Origin of the sequence: Paraburkholderia sp. BL23I1N1, from assembly GCF_003610295.1 — a bacterium.
Lineage (GTDB): Bacteria > Pseudomonadota > Gammaproteobacteria > Burkholderiales > Burkholderiaceae > Paraburkholderia.
In genome coordinates this window covers 20247-39237 of the sequence record NZ_RAPV01000004.1, presented here as the reverse complement: position 1 = coordinate 39237, position 18991 = coordinate 20247, and the positions used below count along the sequence as shown (strand labels likewise).

The 18991-nt window shown below is 60.0% G+C and carries 16 protein-coding genes and 2 pseudogenes; 9 read left to right on the top strand and 9 right to left on the bottom strand.

The window, feature by feature from the left end; genetic code table 11:
* Window positions 1–75: 75 nt before the first annotated feature.
* Window positions 76–1149, top strand: a complete 1074-nt coding sequence (locus B0G76_RS41395) for a helix-turn-helix domain-containing protein (RefSeq protein ID WP_259460992.1) — start codon at window positions 76–78, stop codon at window positions 1147–1149.
* Window positions 1150–1186: 37 nt separating this feature from the next.
* Here the strand turns inward: B0G76_RS41395 and B0G76_RS41390 are convergent, their stop codons facing one another.
* From B0G76_RS41390 to B0G76_RS41375, 3 genes are all read right to left on the bottom strand, one after another.
* A complete protein-coding gene (locus B0G76_RS41390) occupies window positions 1187–1546 on the bottom strand; it encodes a response regulator transcription factor (RefSeq protein WP_120298494.1) in 360 nt (119 codons plus the stop codon).
* 1452 nt (window positions 1547–2998) lie between these two features.
* Entirely contained in the window at window positions 2999–4270 is a 1272-nt protein-coding gene (locus tag B0G76_RS41380; protein WP_120298492.1) for a DUF3443 domain-containing protein, read from the bottom strand.
* Between the two features lie 10 nt (window positions 4271–4280).
* Complete coding sequence (locus B0G76_RS41375) at window positions 4281–4739, bottom strand: DUF2844 domain-containing protein (protein ID WP_120298491.1); 459 nt, start codon at window positions 4737–4739, stop codon at window positions 4281–4283.
* A 732-nt stretch (window positions 4740–5471) separates the two neighbouring features.
* Between B0G76_RS41375 and B0G76_RS41370 the strand changes: the two are divergent.
* Window positions 5472–5758 (top strand): annotated as a pseudogene (locus B0G76_RS41370) (DDE-type integrase/transposase/recombinase); the annotation flags it as partial.
* 1241 nt (window positions 5759–6999) lie between these two features.
* On the opposite strand, the gene B0G76_RS41355 reads toward B0G76_RS41370, so the two are convergent.
* Window positions 7000–7353: a hypothetical protein gene (locus tag B0G76_RS41355; protein ID WP_120298489.1), complete on the bottom strand. Its 354-nt coding sequence runs from the start codon at window positions 7351–7353 to the stop codon at window positions 7000–7002.
* Between B0G76_RS41355 and B0G76_RS44470 the strand changes: the two genes are divergently transcribed.
* Together B0G76_RS44470 and B0G76_RS41345 are read left to right on the top strand one after the other, a co-directional pair.
* A complete protein-coding gene (locus tag B0G76_RS44470) occupies window positions 7341–8381 on the top strand; it encodes a hypothetical protein (RefSeq protein ID WP_259460991.1) in 1041 nt (346 codons plus the stop codon). The two genes, B0G76_RS41355 and B0G76_RS44470, sit on opposite strands and share 13 nt — an antisense overlap.
* Window positions 8382–9266: 885 nt before the next feature.
* Complete coding sequence (locus tag B0G76_RS41345; protein ID WP_120298487.1) at window positions 9267–10649, top strand: hypothetical protein; 1383 nt, start codon at window positions 9267–9269, stop codon at window positions 10647–10649.
* 113 nt (window positions 10650–10762) lie between these two features.
* On the opposite strand, the gene B0G76_RS41340 is transcribed toward B0G76_RS41345, so the two are convergent.
* Together B0G76_RS41340 and B0G76_RS41335 are read right to left on the bottom strand one after the other, a co-directional pair.
* The gene (locus B0G76_RS41340) at window positions 10763–10933 is read right to left on the bottom strand and encodes a sigma factor-like helix-turn-helix DNA-binding protein (RefSeq protein ID WP_409076787.1); all 171 of its coding nucleotides are present in this window, start codon (window positions 10931–10933) and stop codon (window positions 10763–10765) included.
* A 154-nt stretch (window positions 10934–11087) separates the two neighbouring features.
* Window positions 11088–11459, bottom strand: a complete 372-nt coding sequence (locus tag B0G76_RS41335; protein ID WP_259460990.1) for a hypothetical protein — start codon at window positions 11457–11459, stop codon at window positions 11088–11090.
* 339 nt (window positions 11460–11798) lie between these two features.
* Between B0G76_RS41335 and B0G76_RS41330 the strand changes: the two are divergent.
* The 4 genes and pseudogenes from B0G76_RS41330 to B0G76_RS41310 all read left to right on the top strand — a co-directional run bounded on the left by B0G76_RS41330 (window position 11799) and on the right by B0G76_RS41310 (window position 15714).
* Window positions 11799–12318 (top strand): annotated as a pseudogene (locus tag B0G76_RS41330) (hypothetical protein).
* Between the two features lie 5 nt (window positions 12319–12323).
* Window positions 12324–12566: a DUF6429 family protein gene (locus tag B0G76_RS41325; RefSeq protein WP_106286387.1), complete on the top strand. Its 243-nt coding sequence runs from the start codon at window positions 12324–12326 to the stop codon at window positions 12564–12566.
* A 527-nt stretch (window positions 12567–13093) separates the two neighbouring features.
* Window positions 13094–13312, top strand: coding sequence for a hypothetical protein (locus tag B0G76_RS41320; RefSeq protein WP_120298485.1), 219 nt, complete (start codon window positions 13094–13096; stop codon window positions 13310–13312).
* A 1928-nt stretch (window positions 13313–15240) separates the two neighbouring features.
* Window positions 15241–15714 carry a hypothetical protein gene (locus B0G76_RS41310; RefSeq protein WP_120298483.1) on the top strand — a complete coding sequence of 158 codons (474 nt, stop codon included), beginning with the start codon at window positions 15241–15243 and terminating at the stop codon, window positions 15712–15714.
* 429 nt (window positions 15715–16143) lie between these two features.
* On the opposite strand, the gene B0G76_RS41305 is transcribed toward B0G76_RS41310, so the two are convergent.
* The 3 genes from B0G76_RS41305 to B0G76_RS41295 all read right to left on the bottom strand — a co-directional run bounded on the left by B0G76_RS41305 (window position 16144) and on the right by B0G76_RS41295 (window position 17192).
* Window positions 16144–16440, bottom strand: a complete 297-nt coding sequence (locus tag B0G76_RS41305) for a hypothetical protein (RefSeq protein ID WP_120298482.1) — start codon at window positions 16438–16440, stop codon at window positions 16144–16146.
* A gap of 136 nt (window positions 16441–16576) precedes the next feature.
* Window positions 16577–16879, bottom strand: coding sequence for a hypothetical protein (locus tag B0G76_RS41300; protein WP_120298481.1), 303 nt, complete (start codon window positions 16877–16879; stop codon window positions 16577–16579).
* Window positions 16854–17192, bottom strand: a complete 339-nt coding sequence (locus B0G76_RS41295) for a hypothetical protein (RefSeq protein ID WP_120298480.1) — start codon at window positions 17190–17192, stop codon at window positions 16854–16856. Before B0G76_RS41295 ends, B0G76_RS41300 begins: the two co-directional genes overlap by 26 nt.
* A 474-nt stretch (window positions 17193–17666) precedes the next feature.
* Here B0G76_RS41295 and B0G76_RS42680 point away from each other — a divergent pair, with 474 nt between their 5' ends.
* Window positions 17667–18131, top strand: a complete 465-nt coding sequence (locus B0G76_RS42680; protein ID WP_147394162.1) for a hypothetical protein — start codon at window positions 17667–17669, stop codon at window positions 18129–18131.
* The last annotated feature ends 860 nt before the right edge of the window (window positions 18132–18991 follow it).

The following is an 18991-nucleotide window of genomic DNA, read 5'->3' as shown; positions in this document are numbered from 1 at the left end:
GCTAGTGGCTCAAAAATGAAGTTCAGCCGCACGGGGCGGATCAATACTGGACGAAAATCAACACCGAGCCCTGCATTGAACGACGACCCGCAACACACAGCAATACCGCTAAGCCGCTTGTTGTCGCCGCCGGAGCCGCCAACGCTTGCTCAGGGCATCGTGCACAGCAATTTCAGCGTTCAAGGCGACGCCCGTCAAAGCTTCCTGGCCTGGCAGGAGCGTATGAGTTCCGTCTACGACATCCAGCCTTCGTCAAAGCAGGCTGAGGACACGTTCGATTCATCGCTGTCCCGTTACACGATCGATAACCTGAGCCTCTTCGACTTCCGCACCGCACCGAACCTGGCCGTGCGATCGTTGGGTCGAGTTTCGACCGAGAGCGTTCGCGACATCACCTTTAGCGTGTTCCTTGAAGGGCCACCGTCGCAGTTCGTCGGCGGCAAGCCACAACTCGATGCGCCGCATATACCGCAAGTGCCAAGTATCCTCGCGCTGGACATGGATCGCCCGTGCACAATCCGGAGTTTTCACGGTCGGCTACTGCTCCTCTTTGTGCCGCGCGCGCTGGTGGAACAATCGTTCCCCGATGCAGCCTCGCTGCATGGCCGTTGGATCCACGCCACCACGCCTTTGACGCGCCTACTCATTGAGCATCTGGTGGCGCTCAAGCGGCAAATCGTTGGACTGAGCAAGGAGGAAGCGCATCACTCCTTTCTCACTGCGGTAGAACTACTCGTCGCCGCTTTCAGCCGTCAAGCGGGTCTCTCCGGCAACAGCCGCGCTGCGGTACGTGCCGCAGTCTATGGACAAGTGCGGCGATATGTCGAGACTCATCTGCACGATCCGGATTTGTCGCCTGACAGCGTGTTGGCATCGCTGTATCTCTCGCGCGCCAGCGTGTATCGTATCTTTGAGCATGAAGGTGGCCTGGCCGCTTATATCCGGAGCCGCAGGCTGCGAACGGCGGCCGATGAACTGGTGCGCTTTCCGCATATGGAGGTACAGGACATTGCCGCGGGCTTGGGTTTCAATGAAGCGTCGAGCTTTACGCGTGCATTCCGTCGCGCCTTCGACATCGCGCCGCGGGATTTGCACGAGTACGCGCCGTTGCTCCAGCGCGAAAATGCGAGCCGGGAGCGCTTCACCTAACATGGGCCTGGTTGAAAAGACTTTGGAAGAAGGATCGCTACGACGCCCCAAAAGCGTGAATGTGCGCAAGCGACTGCGCGCTGCCGAGCGGCTTCTCGAGGCAGATGTTTGCGCCACTCTTCAGCCCCGCGGCGATCACTTGGTGCGACGTGCGCGACGTCACGCACAGGACAACGGGGATCACGGATCCATATCTGCACAGACAGCGCAATGTATCGTATCGGAGCGCATCCGGCGCCACCCAATCGAGCATCACCAGATCGACCGGCACCTGGTTGAGCAGCCTGTGCAATGTTTTGTCGCATAGCGCGCCAAAACAGAGATGCCCAGCGGATGACAGGATTTCGAGCGCACAGTCAAGTGCCGTGGCATCGGATTCTAGGATGGCGATTCTCATGTGAACAGGTGCGCTTGCGGAGTGCAGCGACGAGAGTGGTCGGTGGTGAGTGGGTCGGCGAATTGATAGGCAATGCCGGTATGGGTGAATGCACTTCGACGGCCGAGTCTACGCGAAAGCGCGCGACAAAATTGTCAAGAAATGTCGGGAGCAAGAAAGGGGGCTGTGATGCGTCGCGCTGGTTTGCGCGACAGTAAATCGTCATTCTTCGACACCCTCGACTTTTTACCGAGCCGTAGTATCGACAGCGCACCGCACGCATCACTCCATCGCATCCTAGAACCTTCGTTTGAGGCCCGGACGTGGATTTTCTATAATTAGGGCACGATCGATCATTGGTCACGATGCTGTTGAAGTCATTTCGCCACCACCAATTGTACGAATTCCGTGGCCCGGTCATGCCACGCCACGCGCTGCACCTGTAATGGCCAAAGCCGATCCGCCATGCTTCAAGCGTTCTGCGTCCGCCCCTCATAGCCGCCCGGGAAGTCCGATCGCGCGATCCCTTGGCGAAGACACTTCGCGCGCCTTTAATAGGCGGAAAATAAATCGTCGCCTGACTGTTCCCTAGCTGGCCTGACTGATTCCACCGTCATGGATCTCTATGAGATCACCACACCGACGACGAATGTCGCGACACCCAAAGGCAATGCCAAGGCCGCGCATAGCGCCATTCGCTGCAACAAGCTAGCCTTGGCGATCTCCCTTGTGCCACGCGCACGATACGGCTGAAACTCAAGAAAGACGAGTCGCTGGCTATGTCGTGTACCGACCGATATGGAGGAATGGAAACTGAAAATCAGATAAACAATGATCCAGACGAAACAAAGTCTCGAGAGAACCGAAAGAGCGATTACCATGCGAATCTGCGTCCTGTGTACCGCCCGGCACTACGAACGGAATTTAATCTGGATTTGTAGAGTTTATGCTTCGACGCAGAATGTTGATCGCCAATGTTGTGGCGTTATCCGCCGAGGAGACGAGCTAGGCAGACAAGATAGATCTCGGCTACGGCTGGAGATCGGCGGCTGAGGCGCCAGTAGACAGCTATCGCGCAGTTGCTCGCCGCGCTGCCGACGATCAAATAAACCAGTACTTGGAGAAGCGCTTTGCAGAGGGCCATAGGAAGCGCGCGCAGACGTCAGCCGAAAGATTGACGGATTCCGCCGAAATTCACTTGATGGCGCGCCACGCGTATTCACGACTATGAGTTCGGCGCCGTCGGCGACAGCGTGATTGGAGCCCGTTGAACCAGTGGCCCGGAGGGGCGAGTTTCCTTGTACTGGGATTGTCATTCGAGGCGACAAAGACGCTCGGCACGCGCTGCGGTCAGAATGCGATTCTCTGGGCCGGACGCGGGCGTGCGTCGAACGCCGAACGCCGAACCATACTTACCAGTTCCAGTCATATAGCGGTGGCGGCCTGACTGATGGCCGATGAACGCTGCGGATCTCAGTACGCAATATATGGCCCCTTTCCTCCAGGCGTCGATTGTTGCTCGACGGCAGTATAGATGTTACGCCCGTAGAAAAATGGCATGCCCCAGACGAACATCGTCGGGGTGCCGAATTCCGGACCGGCAAGCAGCGGCATCACCGAATCGCCGGCATGATTCAGCCTGAGCTCCGCAGCATTACCTACATCAAATGAGACAGCACTGATCGCTCCATTCACACCTTCAATCATTGCGCTCATCTGCTGGGTCGATGCAGGGCAGTAAAACGCGTTGTTTGGAGTCGCGCAGATTGGTAGCGCGCTGGTTCGAAAGAAGAGCCCGGTCGAGCCGCTGTCCATGACGCTCCTCGAGTAGGTCGTGCCATTTTGCACTGTGCTGAACGTGCCGGTGGACGGACTGACCTCGATCACCTGCGCACTGCCCAAACCGTTATTGCTCTGTGTGCCAATGCCAAACACCAATTGCCCGCTGAGCGAGGCTTCGACGCTTGACGACGCGGCTGGCAACAGCAAACTCGAACCGTTGTTATCGGTCGCGAAGTAGGGAATCGGATTGGCAACCTGCACGTTTTCGGCGACGGCGATCGACGTGCAACTGGTCCCGACGCAACTGTAGTAGGTCGCAGGCACTGCATTCTGCATGCAGGCCGGACCGCAATCGTGCTTGAACACGCCAATGCCGAGCACTCCGTTGGACGCCAGACTCGTAGGGGTGTTCCGCGACGCGCCGACACTGCTGCAGTCCGACGGCGTTGCGCTATAGTCCTGATCGATCACCTGAATCGGCAGCGACGCGGCTTTTTCACCGGAGATCTGTACATCGGCAAGCCGCACCGAGCCCCATGTATAACCGTCGAAGAACTGCATGCATTCGGCAAGCGGATTGCCAGCGCCATCCTGCTCCTGCGGCAGTGCCAAAGACACCGGCAATTGAGTGGCGAACACGCGCAGCCCCGAGGAGCCCGTGTCGACTTGCACGTGATCAATGGTTTGACACTGCGTGGTGCCCGGCACGCACAGCGTGACGCTGACGAAGGGTATATTCGGCACACCGATTACGCCGAAATCGACAGTCACTGCTGCTGCGTTAGAGGCTAGCGCTTGGGGCGCGGGGGATATATTCGTGAGCGATTGCGCGGGTGCCGACGTGCCGGATGAACTGCTGCTCCCACCACCGCCGCCGCATCCGACCACCAACGCCGCAAGCAACGTAGCGGTGAGCAGCTTTAAAAGCCAATCTGAATTAAGGAGCAAACCCGGAGCGCGCATGATAGCTCCACTATTGAATGACGCTGGCGTCGACGCCAGCGGGGAGCGCTTGCGGCAGATACGCGTAACCCGCGAACGCACGTAAATGGCCGCCCGAGCACACCACCAGCGTATCGTTCGAAACGGCAAGCGGGCTTGCCCGGCGCGTCGCGTTGGCCGCGGCGTATTGATCGAAAGCCTCGCCCAGTGCAGCCCTCAGGTTCGGCAAGGTCGGGCCTTCCCACGCGACGCCGAACACGATTCCGTTCGCCGCTACATACTCGCGCACCACGGTGCCCGACGGCAGCGTAATCAGATGCACCGTGTACGCGATTTTCGATGTGGCGCCGCGTGCCGTGGCATGCATGCGAACCTGGCCGCTGCCTACGCTGCTGACTCTTTCACCAAGGGCGGCCTGTGCGGGTAAAGACAGCGCACAAGTCACCACGAGCGTTGCACGAGCAATGCCGGTACGATATATCGCTCTCATCAGCGCCCCCTCCAGATGAAAACACCCTGACCGGCCGCTTTCACCAGTGATATTTAATATGTAATGCGAAATAACTGTTCGACTCTTATGATTTGTTTTTCGATGGCCCCACCGCTTGCGTCGAAAGCGCATTGGCCTTTGCATAATCACGCGTGCGAGGTTTTGGTATCGCTTCCGTGGATTGTTTCAGGCTTGATATCGGCCGCAAAAGACTTGCTTGTGAGGCCGATACAGCAATGGCCGTGCCATGAGGGCGCAAACGCTTGCTACGCGACAAGCGGCGTTGTTCCAATGCGGTCGACGAGTGCCAGACAGGCGCCTAATGTTTCACAACCGTTACGTGCAAGAGGCTTGACCTGGTTGGAAATGATCATTTCCGCATGTAAGCGGTCACGTCAATGCCACCCCACGCGCCCAGCGCCCATAAGGCTAGAGCGAAAGTTCCTATCGAATATTTAGCGCAGCGAAACGGCACGAACAAGAATCGAAGTGCCGCAAAATCTGTCTCAACATTGAGACGGCATGTGGACAATATTGTCATCAGCGCGCCGATAGAAAAACGGAAGGCGGGCGGGATTTTCTACGCTGGTCAACTGATCGGCCGGCACCCGCCGCCTCGCGCAGTTACCCATGGTCCTAAGGTGAACCGCTCCCCGGCGGCGTCGCGCTCATAAGTCGGAGCCGTGTCGGGGGCGTTGTCAGGTTGCGTGACCCGTTGGATAAGATGGAGCGGTGAAGAAATTGAAATCGCTCTATCATGGTCACCGTTTCCCGGCGAGTGTCATCGGCTGCGCTGTTCGATGGCATTTCCGCGTCCAGTTGAGCCTGCGCGACATCGAGGAACTGCTTTTCGAGCGCGGCGTGGCGAACCGTACCTGCTGTGGCGTGCGGTCAACAAGCATGGCGCCAAACTCGACATCCTGCTGCAAAAGCAGCGCGACAGAGCCGTTGCCAAACGCTTCTTCAGGCGTGTGCTGCGTTCGAACCCGGTTCCGCGCAAGATCGTCAGCGAGAAACTTATCCTTGTTCGCTTTATAAAATTCGAGAGCCGCGTAGGCGTGCGTCGAAAATCCATCTTCCCCTAAAATTGACAGTCCTGGAGCGATGTTACTGAGATCGAGAATGCGATTTTGCGGGACATCGCTGCCATCCTGCATCACCAATATATGCTTTTGCTTTATGGCTCGAAGCAACCTCGATTTCCCCGCGCCGTTTCGGCCCACGATCGCGACTACTCTGTCGGGGATAGGGATAGATTGCTCGAAGTTCAAACCTTGGAACGGTTGTTTCTGTATTGGCTCCATGCCAAACCCAGTGTGAATTTTAATTGGTGATGTTGCAGTCCACGAACGTACTCACGGCCCTGAATTTGTATTGCCAACTTGCACATCCATCAAGGATGCGCGAACTCCGATTGGGCCTGCGCCCATCGCAACATTATCAGACTGGCGATAGTTCACATCAGCCGACAGTGGAGCGGACATTCGCGCTCGCAAGAATTCGAATGACGGAAGAGCAACGTAAAGCTGCCTCAGAAACGACAACCCCTGAATGACGGGTATGGCCGAGTTGCGCGCGTAGCGCGTCCGTCAGGTTCCGGAGCATTGCGGCCGCTTTAGGGTAGCCCGTAGGAAATGTGTCACAGCTTCGCCAGGAAATGGAGAACTTCCGTTCGACGCCGCCGGCCAACCGTTTGGTCCTGTCCAGCAATCCCTCAATGGGTAGCGAGAAAGACGGCAATACCGATTTCCAGTTCGCAATGAAGCGCGCCAGCACGCAACGCCGGTTGTCGAGTTTCGTGGCTGAGCGAACAGTCGGTGCTTTCCCCGCGGCCATATCGAAGCCGCGGGGCCGCACTCTTCTCCTCACTACCCCGATCACGCCTGTTCTTTCGTGACGCGTGAAAGAATACGCCTATTCTGAAACCCGCCGTTACGCAATCTGAGGGGCAAAACAGCCTCTATTCGTGAAGACAGGACGAAGCTTGCAATGGGGGGCATCCTCATGGGGCAGTATGGAGCCAAGGCGATCCTCTCAACGAACGGCGAACCCCGCCAATCAATTGCCTTTTGACAGGTTGCGGACGGCGTCCTCAGTCTGGATCGTCGAGGTGCCTCGTCGTCGGCAGACGCCCGAACGTACCGCGGCATGGTGCAGAATTCGGTGATAGGTCATTGCTCCATAGCCCCAACCGCGCTCATGGTGTCACGCAGCTGCGTGACACTCAATTCGATGCCGATCCTCCGGTTTGACGCTCCAGTCAGAACAGCGACGCCTGACGCGGATCGCGCGCGGGCGGTCGCGATGCGGTGGCCGCCTTGCGGCTGCGCGCGGACGCGCGCCGCTGTGCGACACGGCGTAAATGCGCGATCAGGGGCACGGTCTGCATGCCCGCCGTAAGCGTAAGTACAAAGTGTCCGATGTCTCCCGGCGCACCCGGGCGACAGGCGCGCAGCGACGGCCGCAGTGAAAGGCGTCGGGCGCGGGCGATTAACTGGCTGCGGCTCATACCGGGCCAGCAATCCGCGACGAACTGGCGGACGGTGGCGGGCAGTGACTCGGGGGCGACATCACCGGGCGACGCCAGGGCAACGAGTTCAAATGCATCAGCCATCGTGGGACACTCTCCTTCTCCAACGTCGTGCGAAGCAGGCCGGCGAACATTTCTGCCTGTGGGCTCGCGAACCCGTATCTGCCATCCGGTTCGGATCTTGCCACAAGTCGCGATATGAATACCGCCGCTATCTATGCCTGATCATCCACTACGGTCTGCGCCACGGCCTTGATGTTGCAGGAGGCGCCAATGCCTGCAAACGCTTCGTGACTCTGTGCACGACTAACAACCGCGACGGATCACAGCAACAAGATCGAAGCTTTACTCAAAATCATCATCTCACCGGGACGTGGCGACGGTGCCAGCCCTCCATCTGGCGAACGCATGCGACGGGACGCACGAACTCTGAACAATGCACAAAAGGTGAGCTAGAATCAGGTGCATTCTTCACCAAAGGATCGCTCACCATGCAAATGCAAAGCTGGGTAGGAACGATCGAGCGCGAATGGCATCAGTTGCGCCGCGCCGACCCCACCCTCGACGTCGAAAAGTTTTCCCGTCACGTCATTGCAGCAAACAAGACTGGCTTCCTGTCAGCCGAGTCGATCGCCGCCATCGCAAATGCGCTTCTCACCAGCACGCTCAGTCGCGCGCCGGACCTGGGCCGCTGGCTGCTGGAGCGCATCGGCACGAACCGGCATCCGGCCTGGCGAATGGCAATGGCCATTTCTCTCGTCACACCAACGGGAGGCGAGGCGGACCTTGAGAAGGGTAATGTGATTTTCGAAGATGTGATGAAGGATGAGACCGCGGACGGTCATCTTCGTGGCATGGCCGCCGCCGCGCTGGCCGATAGCGCCCGACTCGGGCGGGGCATGCAGGCCGACGTGAGCCACGCGCTCTCGCTTTACGAGCAGGCCATTAAACTGGGGCACAAGGCCTCAGCTCACAATCTCGGGCTGTTCTGGGAGGGCGCGTGGGGTGCAGAAGGCAGGAGCGGTATGCCGGACCGCACGAAGGCTATACAAAGTTATCGACGCGGTGGAGATGACATGCGTTGCCAACGCCGTCTGGCAGCGCTGCGGTGAAGCAGCCCCACCGCCTGCGAGACGAGCCGGAGGACGAGGTTAAGAGGTGACAACGCGTTGAGTTGGCCGCACCTATGCGCCGGCAGGCAAACTGGTGCCGCGTCTGTCGGCGCCCGGACTGAAGCGTTCAGATCCATACGTAGTCGGAACCTCACGCTCCACCGGGCGCCTTCGTGATGACACAGGCAGTGTCACTATCGACGGCCTCTCCCCTTGGGACTTGCGTCAGGGATTGCCGACATCCGGCACTCGACAGACTCTCCCGTCAATGGATACGCCGACGTTACGGAGAAGAGACTCCTCCTGATGCGAGGGCGCGCATGGTTTGAACGCAGGTCTGCGCGAAATGAAAGGTGACGGGATCTCGGCGTCAATCGGCGAGCAGGCTTTCCGGATCGATACCAGCGATACGATTCAGCGAGGCGCGTGTGAGCTTCCCTGGCGCTCCGGATGTCGGCAGGCAAATACGTCACCGACGGTATGAGCGCAAATAATGCCTGGCAGTTTGAACGATTCCGGCTTGGAAAAATCCAACTGCGCTTTTGCGCGGCTTACCGTGCAAGTGACCCATCCCCTGACCGCGGACGGATCAACCGCCGGCGGGCGCTTTTACGCTGAATGTGAGAGAGCCGGCGAATCAATCTTCCATCGCCTGCCGGATATTTGGAGTTGTCCCGCGATCGGCACAAGGGAGACCATGCGATGCCTCACAGGTCGAGCGCAATCAGACTGAGACTGGAAGATGCGGACGTGGGCGCAGTATTGCGTTGTGGCCCGGCTCCCGCGTGTATTTCGCGGCAGACCGTCGGTGACGCGCCAAATGCCAGCATCGCCTCATTTATAATTCAAAAGTCAGCACGCCAATCATCGCAGGAGCCCTACTTTATGAGTCAACCCCGCGGACGATATGCGGGATCTCGGGACAGCGGCCAGCGCCAGCCTCGTCACCCAAAAAAATCTCCGTCCACCCGGCCGAGACAACCATACGTCAATGCACCTGCCCGGGACTCCGCCCAGACTGCCTCCATTTTCAAAACGCGATCGTTCCAGTTTCTGGTCGATACGGTGGGTGCAGAGAATATCGCCCTGGGACTGGGATCGAACATGGCGCGAGTTGCCGAACTGACGAAGGGCGAAAGGTTCACGCCCGAGACCGCCTTTCACATGGAAACCACGCTTGGGCTGCCTCACGGGTTTTTCGACCAGCCCAATCCTGCGCTTGCGGCCGAAACTATCGCCCGCCTGAAATCACCGCTCGACTTCATTCAAACCGACGACGAACCGGAAGCAGTGTTGAAAAAACCTGAACCGGATTTCGCCCTGAGCGGCGACCAGCAATCCTATCCTGAAACCAGTTTGTCCGAGGAAGCGCAAATGCCGAAGAAAGCAACTGCCGGGTCGCCGGGAGCCGTCAGGAACAGTCGAAGCCGGATGGCCGGAGAGCCCTCCCCTCGTGCGCCGCAAAAAGGCTCACCCTCGAAAAACAGGACGTCTCCTGGAATAACCCAACAACAAGCGCTGGCCTTGGACGACAGCGCCGGGGTCGAGAAAATCCGGCGTGCCAACCTCCACGTTCTCACGGGTCGCAACGGATCGAAAGCAAGACTGGGTGTAGTCATGGCGATGAGCGGATCCAACATGGCCCATCGGCTATATGGCAAGAAACGCATGGACGGTGCCGAAGCAAACCGTTTCACGGAACGGCTTGGTTTGCCAACTGGCTGGCTGGACACGCCACGCTCCGAAGCAGAGATTCCGGAGTCGGTGTCGCGTTTGCTCACGCCCGCTTCGCGCGGCCGTGCCTCCGCTGAACAGAACGAGCCGCACGCGGCCGCGACGAAGGATGGCGTGCCAGCGAAGCCCGCCGATGCGAAGGCGCGCACGGGGCGCGCACGAGCGGGCGTCCGGATCGAGCCGGAAAGAGCATCACCTGTTTCGCCCGGGATCGCAACAGAGAAACAACCGGTAGCCGTCAGCCAGCAGGATGATGACAGCGACGCTCCGGGGGTGCTTGTGGGGCACTCAGCAGAAGAAGGTAATGGCGACGCGCCGGCAGCCACACTGGCAAGCCTTGAGTCGCTTCCAGCCGCTGAAACCCCGCAGCAATCCCCCATCCCGCTCCCTGCTTCCGTGACCAGCCTTGAGAATCTTCAAGGTATCCCGCCGATCGCGGAAGCGTTGATCAAGACGCTGGCAGGTAAGGCGCGCACGGGTCGACTGGACGAACTGAAGGCGCTGCAGCTTTTGCAGCAGGCAGTCCTCTTGTGAGTCGGCGGTAGCGTGCTACGACAGATTCTGCAATGACGCGTGAAGCGCATCGGGATAGCGTGGCCCCGGTGCGCGAGGAATCGCCCTGCTCCTGAACGACGGTGGAGCGTAGCTCAAAGGTCGAGAAATTGCCTTAGCTTGTCGACCCGACCCGGGAGCATCCGTTTTCGCATCGCCCTGCTTTCGATCTGCCGGATCCGTCCGTGTGCCAGGTCGAGCTTTGTGCCCTGCTCCTCGAACGTATGGTCGGACGCTGTTTTGAGCGCGGAACGCGTCCGGAGCACCTGCGCTTACGCGGCAAAAGTGCATCGAGCGCCTCATCGATCGCGACAAACGTAGAAAACATGCTCGCCGCACTCCGAGATGAAGACGACCATCAACGATCAGGTATCCTGACTTTATACCTACAGTCTTTTCGCGCTGTCCCGACAAAGGTTGCTATGAAAGTTGCTCCGGATCTGCGTCTGGAACAGGCGAGCTGGCAGTGCCGGCGAGGAATTGCCGGAGGCGGCGTTCTGCGCTGATTATTTTGTGCAGGGGTACGACGGCGAGTTGCGCATCGTGCAAAGCCAGCAGGCTCTCAAAAACGGGAACAGCGTCTTCAGCAAGCACCCACTCGTTTGCCGCATGGGCCAGTTCCAGTGCGGCCTCCACGGCACGTTCCGCAGTCTTGAAGCGCCGCACCGGTTCGTTTCCGTAACCGTCCTCCTGGAGAAACCATGCGAGGTACACGGTTCGCATCAGCTCATTAAACAGGTGCCCGTTGCCATGACCGTCGCGGCAGGCAACAAGCGCAAGATGGGAGGTCAACGATTGCTCCCGAACCGACGCCTGGTCCATCGGCAATAACATCGCTTTTGTGAGGTGTTTTCGTGGCCGCGAAACACCTGTCCCGCCTCGTCTTGAACTCATGTCGTCTGAAAATGTATGTGTGACAGTGCGACTATTCTAACGAGGTCTTCTCCGCGATCGGCGATTCTGGTGTCGCGAGCCCCTCGCCTTCCGTCTTCTCTCCGCGATAGTCCGTGCTACCGGAGCAGACCTTGTCCGGGGGACGACGCTGGCGTAATGTGGTGAGTTACAAATTCATTGAATTAATTTCGCCGCGCAATAAAGTGCCATGTGTGGCACGGATACGAGGAGGCGGTGATGAGCGCAATCGGACGACCCAAACGGGAACTCGTGCTGAGCAAATCGGAATTCGAGCAAGTTGAAGGCGCTGACGATGCGACGCAAGACAGCACAGGCGCTGGCGTTGCGAGCGCGCATCCTGCTGGCCTGTCCTGAAAGAATGGACAACAAGACGGTCGCGGCTAAACTGCAACTTACCCAGCAAACTGTCTCTTAACGGCGCGCGCGATTTGTCGCTGACCGTGTGGACGGACTGGTTCGCGCGCCACGCCCCGGTGCACCCAGGACAATGAAAACACGCATGTCGACGCCGTTATTGCGGTGGCTCAACCAGGTCGAACGCTGGTTCGCTACGCTTACCGAAAGGTACCTTCGTCGCTGCACGCATCGTTCGACGCGCGAGCTCGAAGATGCAATCCGGCAATACCTTGGCGTCTACAACGCCCACCCCCAACCGTTCATCTGGAGCAAGTCGGCCGACGAGATCCTGGCTAGTCTCGAGCGGTTTTGTGTGCGGGTTCAGAAGGCCGCGGAATGAATGTCATGAATATCGATACCGACGCAATCGACGAAGTCGCCCTGGCACTTCTCTACCTGACGCTGCACGATCAGTACCGCGCCTGGAAGGGCTTCGACTGGGAGGTCCTGAATCGCCTTTACGAAAAGGGCCTCATCTGCGACCCGGTCAACAAGACGAAGTCGGTGGTCTTTACCGAGGAAGGGTTATGTGAGTCCGAGCGCCTATTCAGGCAGCATTTCGTTATCCCGGACCGCACGAACGGCTGATGTAACGAACTTCTAAGTAATGACCGTAGCGACTGAACGGGAATTGCGACGCAGGAGCGCGGCCGTGTAATCCAGCCGTGAGAAAATTGGTGGACATCGGAACGGTTCCCCGTGGGCCTGCGTGGGCGAGCACGCACTACGTGGCCGATGGCAGCGTCTTGGAATCGGAGAAAGGATGTCCACGGTAATCAGGTACGGCGTGTTCCTTCTGGCAATCGCTTTTCCGGCGTTTGCCGGCGCCCGGTACGTGGAGTGTGGAATCCGCCTGAGGCACGAGGCGACACGCAGCGGGTACAACCGGTGCGCAACGCACCGAAGCATCGACGCGCGAGTATGCGCACCGGGCGTAGCCAGTTGCAGTACCGCATCGTTGCGGCTGCGCCCGGCCCAAAGGCATCAGCCGCCGCGGTCGGGCACCGCACGGGAGAGCCACGCTAAGACGCCATTCCCCGTCAGATCACGCCTGAGGGCAATGTCCTTCGCGTAGGTGGACGTCATGCAGAGGTCGAGGTCGAGGTCGAGCGCTGATGCAAAGCGAGCAATATAAGGGCTACATGCTGTGGGGCCATGCCATTCTGCAGCAAAAGGAAATCCTGCACCCCGAACGCTACGCCGCAAGCGGCACCATCAAGAAAGACAACGGGGTCGTTGAAGCGTCCGGCGTATTCGGCCAATTTGACACCGGGGCAGAGGCGGAGCTGGCCGGTATTCGATGGGCACGTGCGTGGCTGGACAATGTCGATTGAATCGAAGTCGGTGCTCGTCTGCATGATTCGCCTTTGTCATTCCGCGCCCTCCTCGTGACCATGAACATGGTCGTCGACGAAAGGGGTCCCGCTCGAGGCCAGCCTGATACAAACGATGCAAGGACGAACGCGCGAACGCTTACGCGGACCATAGTCTTGATTCCCCTGTATCTGGCAGCTTGTTGTTCAGCATCTGTCCGTTGGCCGCCCTAAAGACCCCGTTTGTCGGATCCGCGAGCGGTTCAGGGTCACCGCCTTTGGCGGACGGGTCGCGATCGACCGGTAGTTGCGTAATACGCACGGCGCCCCGCTCCCGATCGCCAATTTTCTGCTGCGCTTCGCCCGCCGCATTTCCGACCCGGCTCCTATCATCAGCCGGTTCATCTTCTTCAACTATTGCAGCGACAATCCAGGCTCGCCTCAATATCGGTCAGCTTTGGCTGTTGCCATCGGTCCGATGCGAGCGAGACTACGATCCCGGCGCTGCAGCCGGATTTCTGGCCCGAGCCGCGGGCCAGTGACGCCGGATCCCGAAGACCTTCCGGGACCTTAGCTGCGCACCCAGGCGCTCGCCGAACAACGCAGGTTGCTCTTTTTATCCTGCTGCGGACATGGAACTGGCCGCAGACGACTTTGCGCGCCCTTCCGTTCCTGGGATTGCAGGCGGGCGGCTGCTACCAGTTGCTGGGGCGAGGACCGCGATAATGTTCCCTCGTACCGGCAAAGGCGTACTATGAACTGTGTCCAGCGGCGGCACGTCAAACCGCGCCCGCGGTGCTGACTGCATCGACAATATTGTTCACGCCGGCTCGAACATGCCTCTGCGCACATTCTCGCCGGTGCAATAGTTCCGTTTGCAGGCACGGACGCAAGCTGACTTGTTGCACACAGCGAGGACGCGACGGTGCCCGAACCGACATGGCGCCGCGCGTGAGAATCCAGGAGACGCCATGAATGCGGTGTGCCAACTGCACGGGCCAACAACCATCGTCCGCACCAATGCGTATGGGTTCCCAGTCTATGCATGCTGCTGCGACGACCTGCCTCCTGTAACAGCAGACGCATGTACCAGGACGCCGACGCAACGTGGACCCGACCAGCAGGAGCAACCCTGGCAACCCAAGGCAAAAAAAGAACCGCATTGACGTCACCGGCAGAAATAGCCCCTCGCCAACGCCCGTAGCGCCGCTGAAGTCAGGTGACCGCGGCTGGTTCGACGGGCTCGATATCGACCTTGCGCTCGCGCTAATAGGGGCGGTGCAATGCTGCCCACTCCTCCTCGTTGACCAACCGCCCCGAACCCCCAACGCAATGCTAAAGTTCTGGTACAAAACGCAGGCTGTCGATACCGTGCGTGCCGTCGTGGCTGGCTGAGACGGCCCAAAGACGGCAGTCGCCCCGCCAAACATTGCGCTGTTGGGGGTGCGTGCTGTCGCCTCCGACTTCCAGCGTGAAAAATATCACAAAAAACGTATCGTTCACTACAACCCCCGTAGGCAGCAAGGCGGATCACTCCCCGCACGTCAAATTGCTGCCCACGGAGCCGGCTCAATCCCGATGTCGACCGATTTTCGTGAAACATTTCTTCGGCGAACATAAATAAGGTCAGTAAAACAATGCCTTGCAAGGTTCGGCCTGTTTGTCCGCCTGTTTCACGAGTGAAGCTTCATAGGTCCGGCTATCGCGACGCAGTTATTTCGGAATCCGAACTAGCCAAAATGTACTTTCTGAACTTCGCTTCGAATCGACGGGTGGCCGTCAGCGTGTGCGTGGTTCAACTCGCGCGGGCAGTCGCCCGATGAACGCCCACTCCTTGCCCGACGTGGCTGGCCCGCGGCCGTCCGCCCTGGTGTCGAACCGGCTGGTCAGCCCGATCCTGCTGCCCGGGCTCGCGGACGAGCCAATCGTCGGCCGCTGGGAAGGCCAAGGTGACCGGCCGCAGGCGGCTCGCGCCGGCCACGCTCGCCCAGTACCAGATTGAGGCTGAGCGGCTGTTCTGGTACGCCCGGCAGGTCAATCTGTCGATCTCGGCGTGGACGCTAGGCGAGTTCTCCGGATATATAGGGTTCCGGCAGGCGCCGGTGCCGCGGGCAATCCGCGGACGCGGCAAGGGTGGCGAGATCCACTCGGTGCCGTGCGACGCGCTCGCGCTGCCGCTGCTGGCGTACCGGCTCGCGTTCGGCCTGCCGCTCGTGCTGTCAGCGCGGCGCACGCGCTGGGGTCAGTGGAAAGGCGTGCGCAGCCGCACGGCCATCTGGCAGCTGGTGACCGGCCTGGCCTCTCCCGCGAAACAGCGGACTACGCCCACGCGGCGGCCCGGGCAACGGCCGCCGCCCGCCTGGAACAGGCGTCGACCTACTGGCTCCCGCACAGTTACGCCAAGGGCCTCGCCGAGGGGATGAAAAGCGGCCTGGACGCCCGCCCGGCACGGACAACAAGGGGCACGCCGACGCGCGGGCCGTCAACCAGTACGTCGACGACGAACCGCTGAAACTGGCTCTGGCGACCACCCTCGCACGCCAACGCCGCTAACCGGAGTTAGCGGCATTAATCGCAGGCGCAAAAAACGGCCCGCTGGACATACCCGCGCGGACCGCTTCGTGAGTGTGGCGGAGCCACGACGGGCGGCTAGGTTGCCCGCCAGCCCCGCCGCTGCTCCGGTTTGGCCCATACCGTGAGCACGGACTACATTTACATGATAGTCGCGGTTTCACCGCTTTGCCGGATCTGCCTGCCAGTTCCAATTGCAGACAAGCACAGCGGCGGCAAAACGGCTCCGCTGGCGCCCGACCGGGCCCCGACGCTATGCCAGCGCCCGTGCCCCGCTCCTGTCATCCGGCGGGCCGGCGCGTCTCCACCTGCGGCCGCGCGAGGATCTGGCGGATCGCCGCCAAATGACGGTCGCCGACCTCGCTATGCGCGGCGGCACCGGTGGCGGCCTCCCGCACTTGCCACGGCGGCCGCAGCCCGAGCCGCCGGCACAGCTGCGAGACGTACGCCTTGCCCAGCTGCCCCGGCGTCATGCAGGCCTGCGCCGTCGTGGCCAAAGCCGCGTCGCTCGTCCGCTCGCGCAGCCACGCGAGCGTGCGCCGGTCCGATTCGTTCCGCACGCGTACCCGGTGTTCCATACCGCCCTCAATAACTGTATATATAAACAGTACTGTTCATATATACGGCATTAGCGGTGTATTCAAGCGCAAGCCATCCTGCGACAAGGCCTAGGAATGTACGCCGCGCGCCCGGTACCGCCACGACGCCGTCTCTTCAGAAACAGAGGGCTTTTGCCGGATCGAACGGCGACGGTGCCCGGCAGGCCTCGCCATTGCGGTGCTCGTGGTGCGCTAGGGCAATGTCCACCACCAGATCCGACGAATTGAAGCCGAGGCTATCCCCGCGCTGAAACGGCATGGTGTGCAAGACCGTCTCAGGGCCGTGGGTGGCCAGTTCCATGCACAGATAGTCGTACAGCGGATCCTTGTGCTCGACTTTCAGGGAGACCCGGGCGTCCGGAATGAAACATACTGACTCGAGGGCAGCCATCTCATCGAGGAGCCGCAGCTTGAACATGTAGTTGTAGTGGGAGGCCGTTCCGATGCGGGAGGAACGCGGCGTCGGCGTTTTCTTTCCGCACCGTGTTCGTGATGAATTCGATATCAGGCCGCCTGCCGCGGAGCTTCGCCAATTCGGCGGCAAATCCCAGTCGTTCTGCGACCGACAGATGGACCGACTTGAGTTCATTCCGAGTCAAGCGGCCGCGACGTTTGTACAAACCCCGCACCACGCGGTTCAGCACCGGCTCGGCATCGTCCGGGATGATGGCTGCGGCTAGCGTGGAGAAGTGGCTGGAGCTGCCGCGCTGGTAGCGGTGCGCCGCGTTCATCGAAGTAGGTCGTTGCGCCCATATGAAATGGCCTTCCGAAGAAGGCCATTGGAAAATGGTGCAGGACCCGGACCTGACGTACTCAAAGTACGCTTACGATTGTCGACGCCGATTTGTCCCTGGTGATCCGCGCACTGATTTAAACCGGAGCCTCGCTACAACTCCATCATGCGAACTAACGGGCGATTTTCAACTCTGCGCCCTGACGCAGGCAAGGCGTTCCGCTTCCAATCTCCACACCCCCTTTTCTACGTGGTTGCGGCAGTGCATTCCTTTGTCATGTCGCGCATCCTGTCCCGGGAGTTCCGGCGCCGGGCTGAAGCGCCGCGAGAGCAGGTAGAAACGCGGCGCACTGGAGAGCGTGTAAAAGTTGGGGAGAGTCAGGTCGCACGGGCTGGCGGCAGGGGTTGTATGGTCCGTTCTGTTCTTTGGTAGGTGCCGGCCTAGCGATGCTACCTCGATGCATTTGTCGTGATGCGAGGCGGCTATCTCGAGCGCCAAGATGCGGCGGGGCGAGAATTCGCCGTTCAAAACCACGAGCCTGACCTGCGCCATACTGTGAGCCTCTTAGTCAGTCCAGTGCATCTGTCGCTTCCTGCCGATGCGGTGGCTGACGACCTGGTTCACCGCGGATTCGGCGATGCTGCTGCTGATCGGCAGACCCTTGCGATTCCAGACGAACCAACTGGCGCGGTTGATTTCAGCTCCCACCGACTCCCGTTCCAGTGCGGCGATCATCTTGCTGCCGAACACGGCCCGGTGTGCCGCCTGAAACTTCATCTCTATGTGGAACTAGTCGAGGATCCGGCCGCGAGCCAGCTTGCTGCCCTGGATGGCCTGCTCAAATTCACCAGCGTCCTCGCTGATCACGGCCACGCGTTCATCGCTCGCCATACCGTTTCGACTCACGAACTGATCGGCGCGCTGCAGCCTAGGTGACTTCCTTGTGTACATAGGCATCAACGTCCGGGAACCGTCCGTGAACGTCTCTCGCCCGGCGACGATGTTCACGACCAATCGGCCAGCCTTGCTTCGATGATCAACCGCATGGTTTGCTCCCACCGCTGCCATACAAGTCAGCGTACCCCACATGAAACCGATGGGGCTCCCGGCACCGCGAGCCGCTCTCCCTAGAGCCTCCTAAGTTTGCACGCTCTCTTCAAGACGTCGCCGGGCTCTGCGGCGACAAAATCGATCCGGCGGTTCAGGAACTGTTCGTTGTTGGTCTCGGCGAGAGGCCGTTCGCTCATCCTGTCCGCTGCGGGAGTCAAGACGCTGGAGCAGCCACTGCGGGTTATTCCGGTATTTCGGCCCAATATGCGGCACAAGTGGCCTGCACTGTCACTTACTGCAAATCCAATCGGCATTCGCGGTAGACGCCATCGTCCGTCCCGAAAAGCGCTCGGATCCCAACACCGATCAGGGGCAAACGGCCGCGGAGCGTTCCGGCGAGGCAGCCGACTCGGGCGCCTCGCAGGCAGGGCCTCGACCGGAAGAGTGTGCCTAGTAGCACACTCTTCCGCCACCCGCCGCTAATGGGGCGAACGGAGCAGCTAACGCTGACCGTGTGACCCAAGGGATTACGGCTATTCAGTTGTCTCAGGTCGAGTCGCCTTGGAAGCGGGGCTCGTCCGAAAAGTGTGCCTAGTAGCACACTCCCGTTCGCCAGCCTGCGCCTCGGATAGACGGGATCTGCGCCGGCCATCCGAGACACCACGCGGGCGAACGCACATCGGCATCGCGTACACCGGCGGCTATATAACACACGGAAACTTGCAGTCGAAAAAAGCCCGCATCGA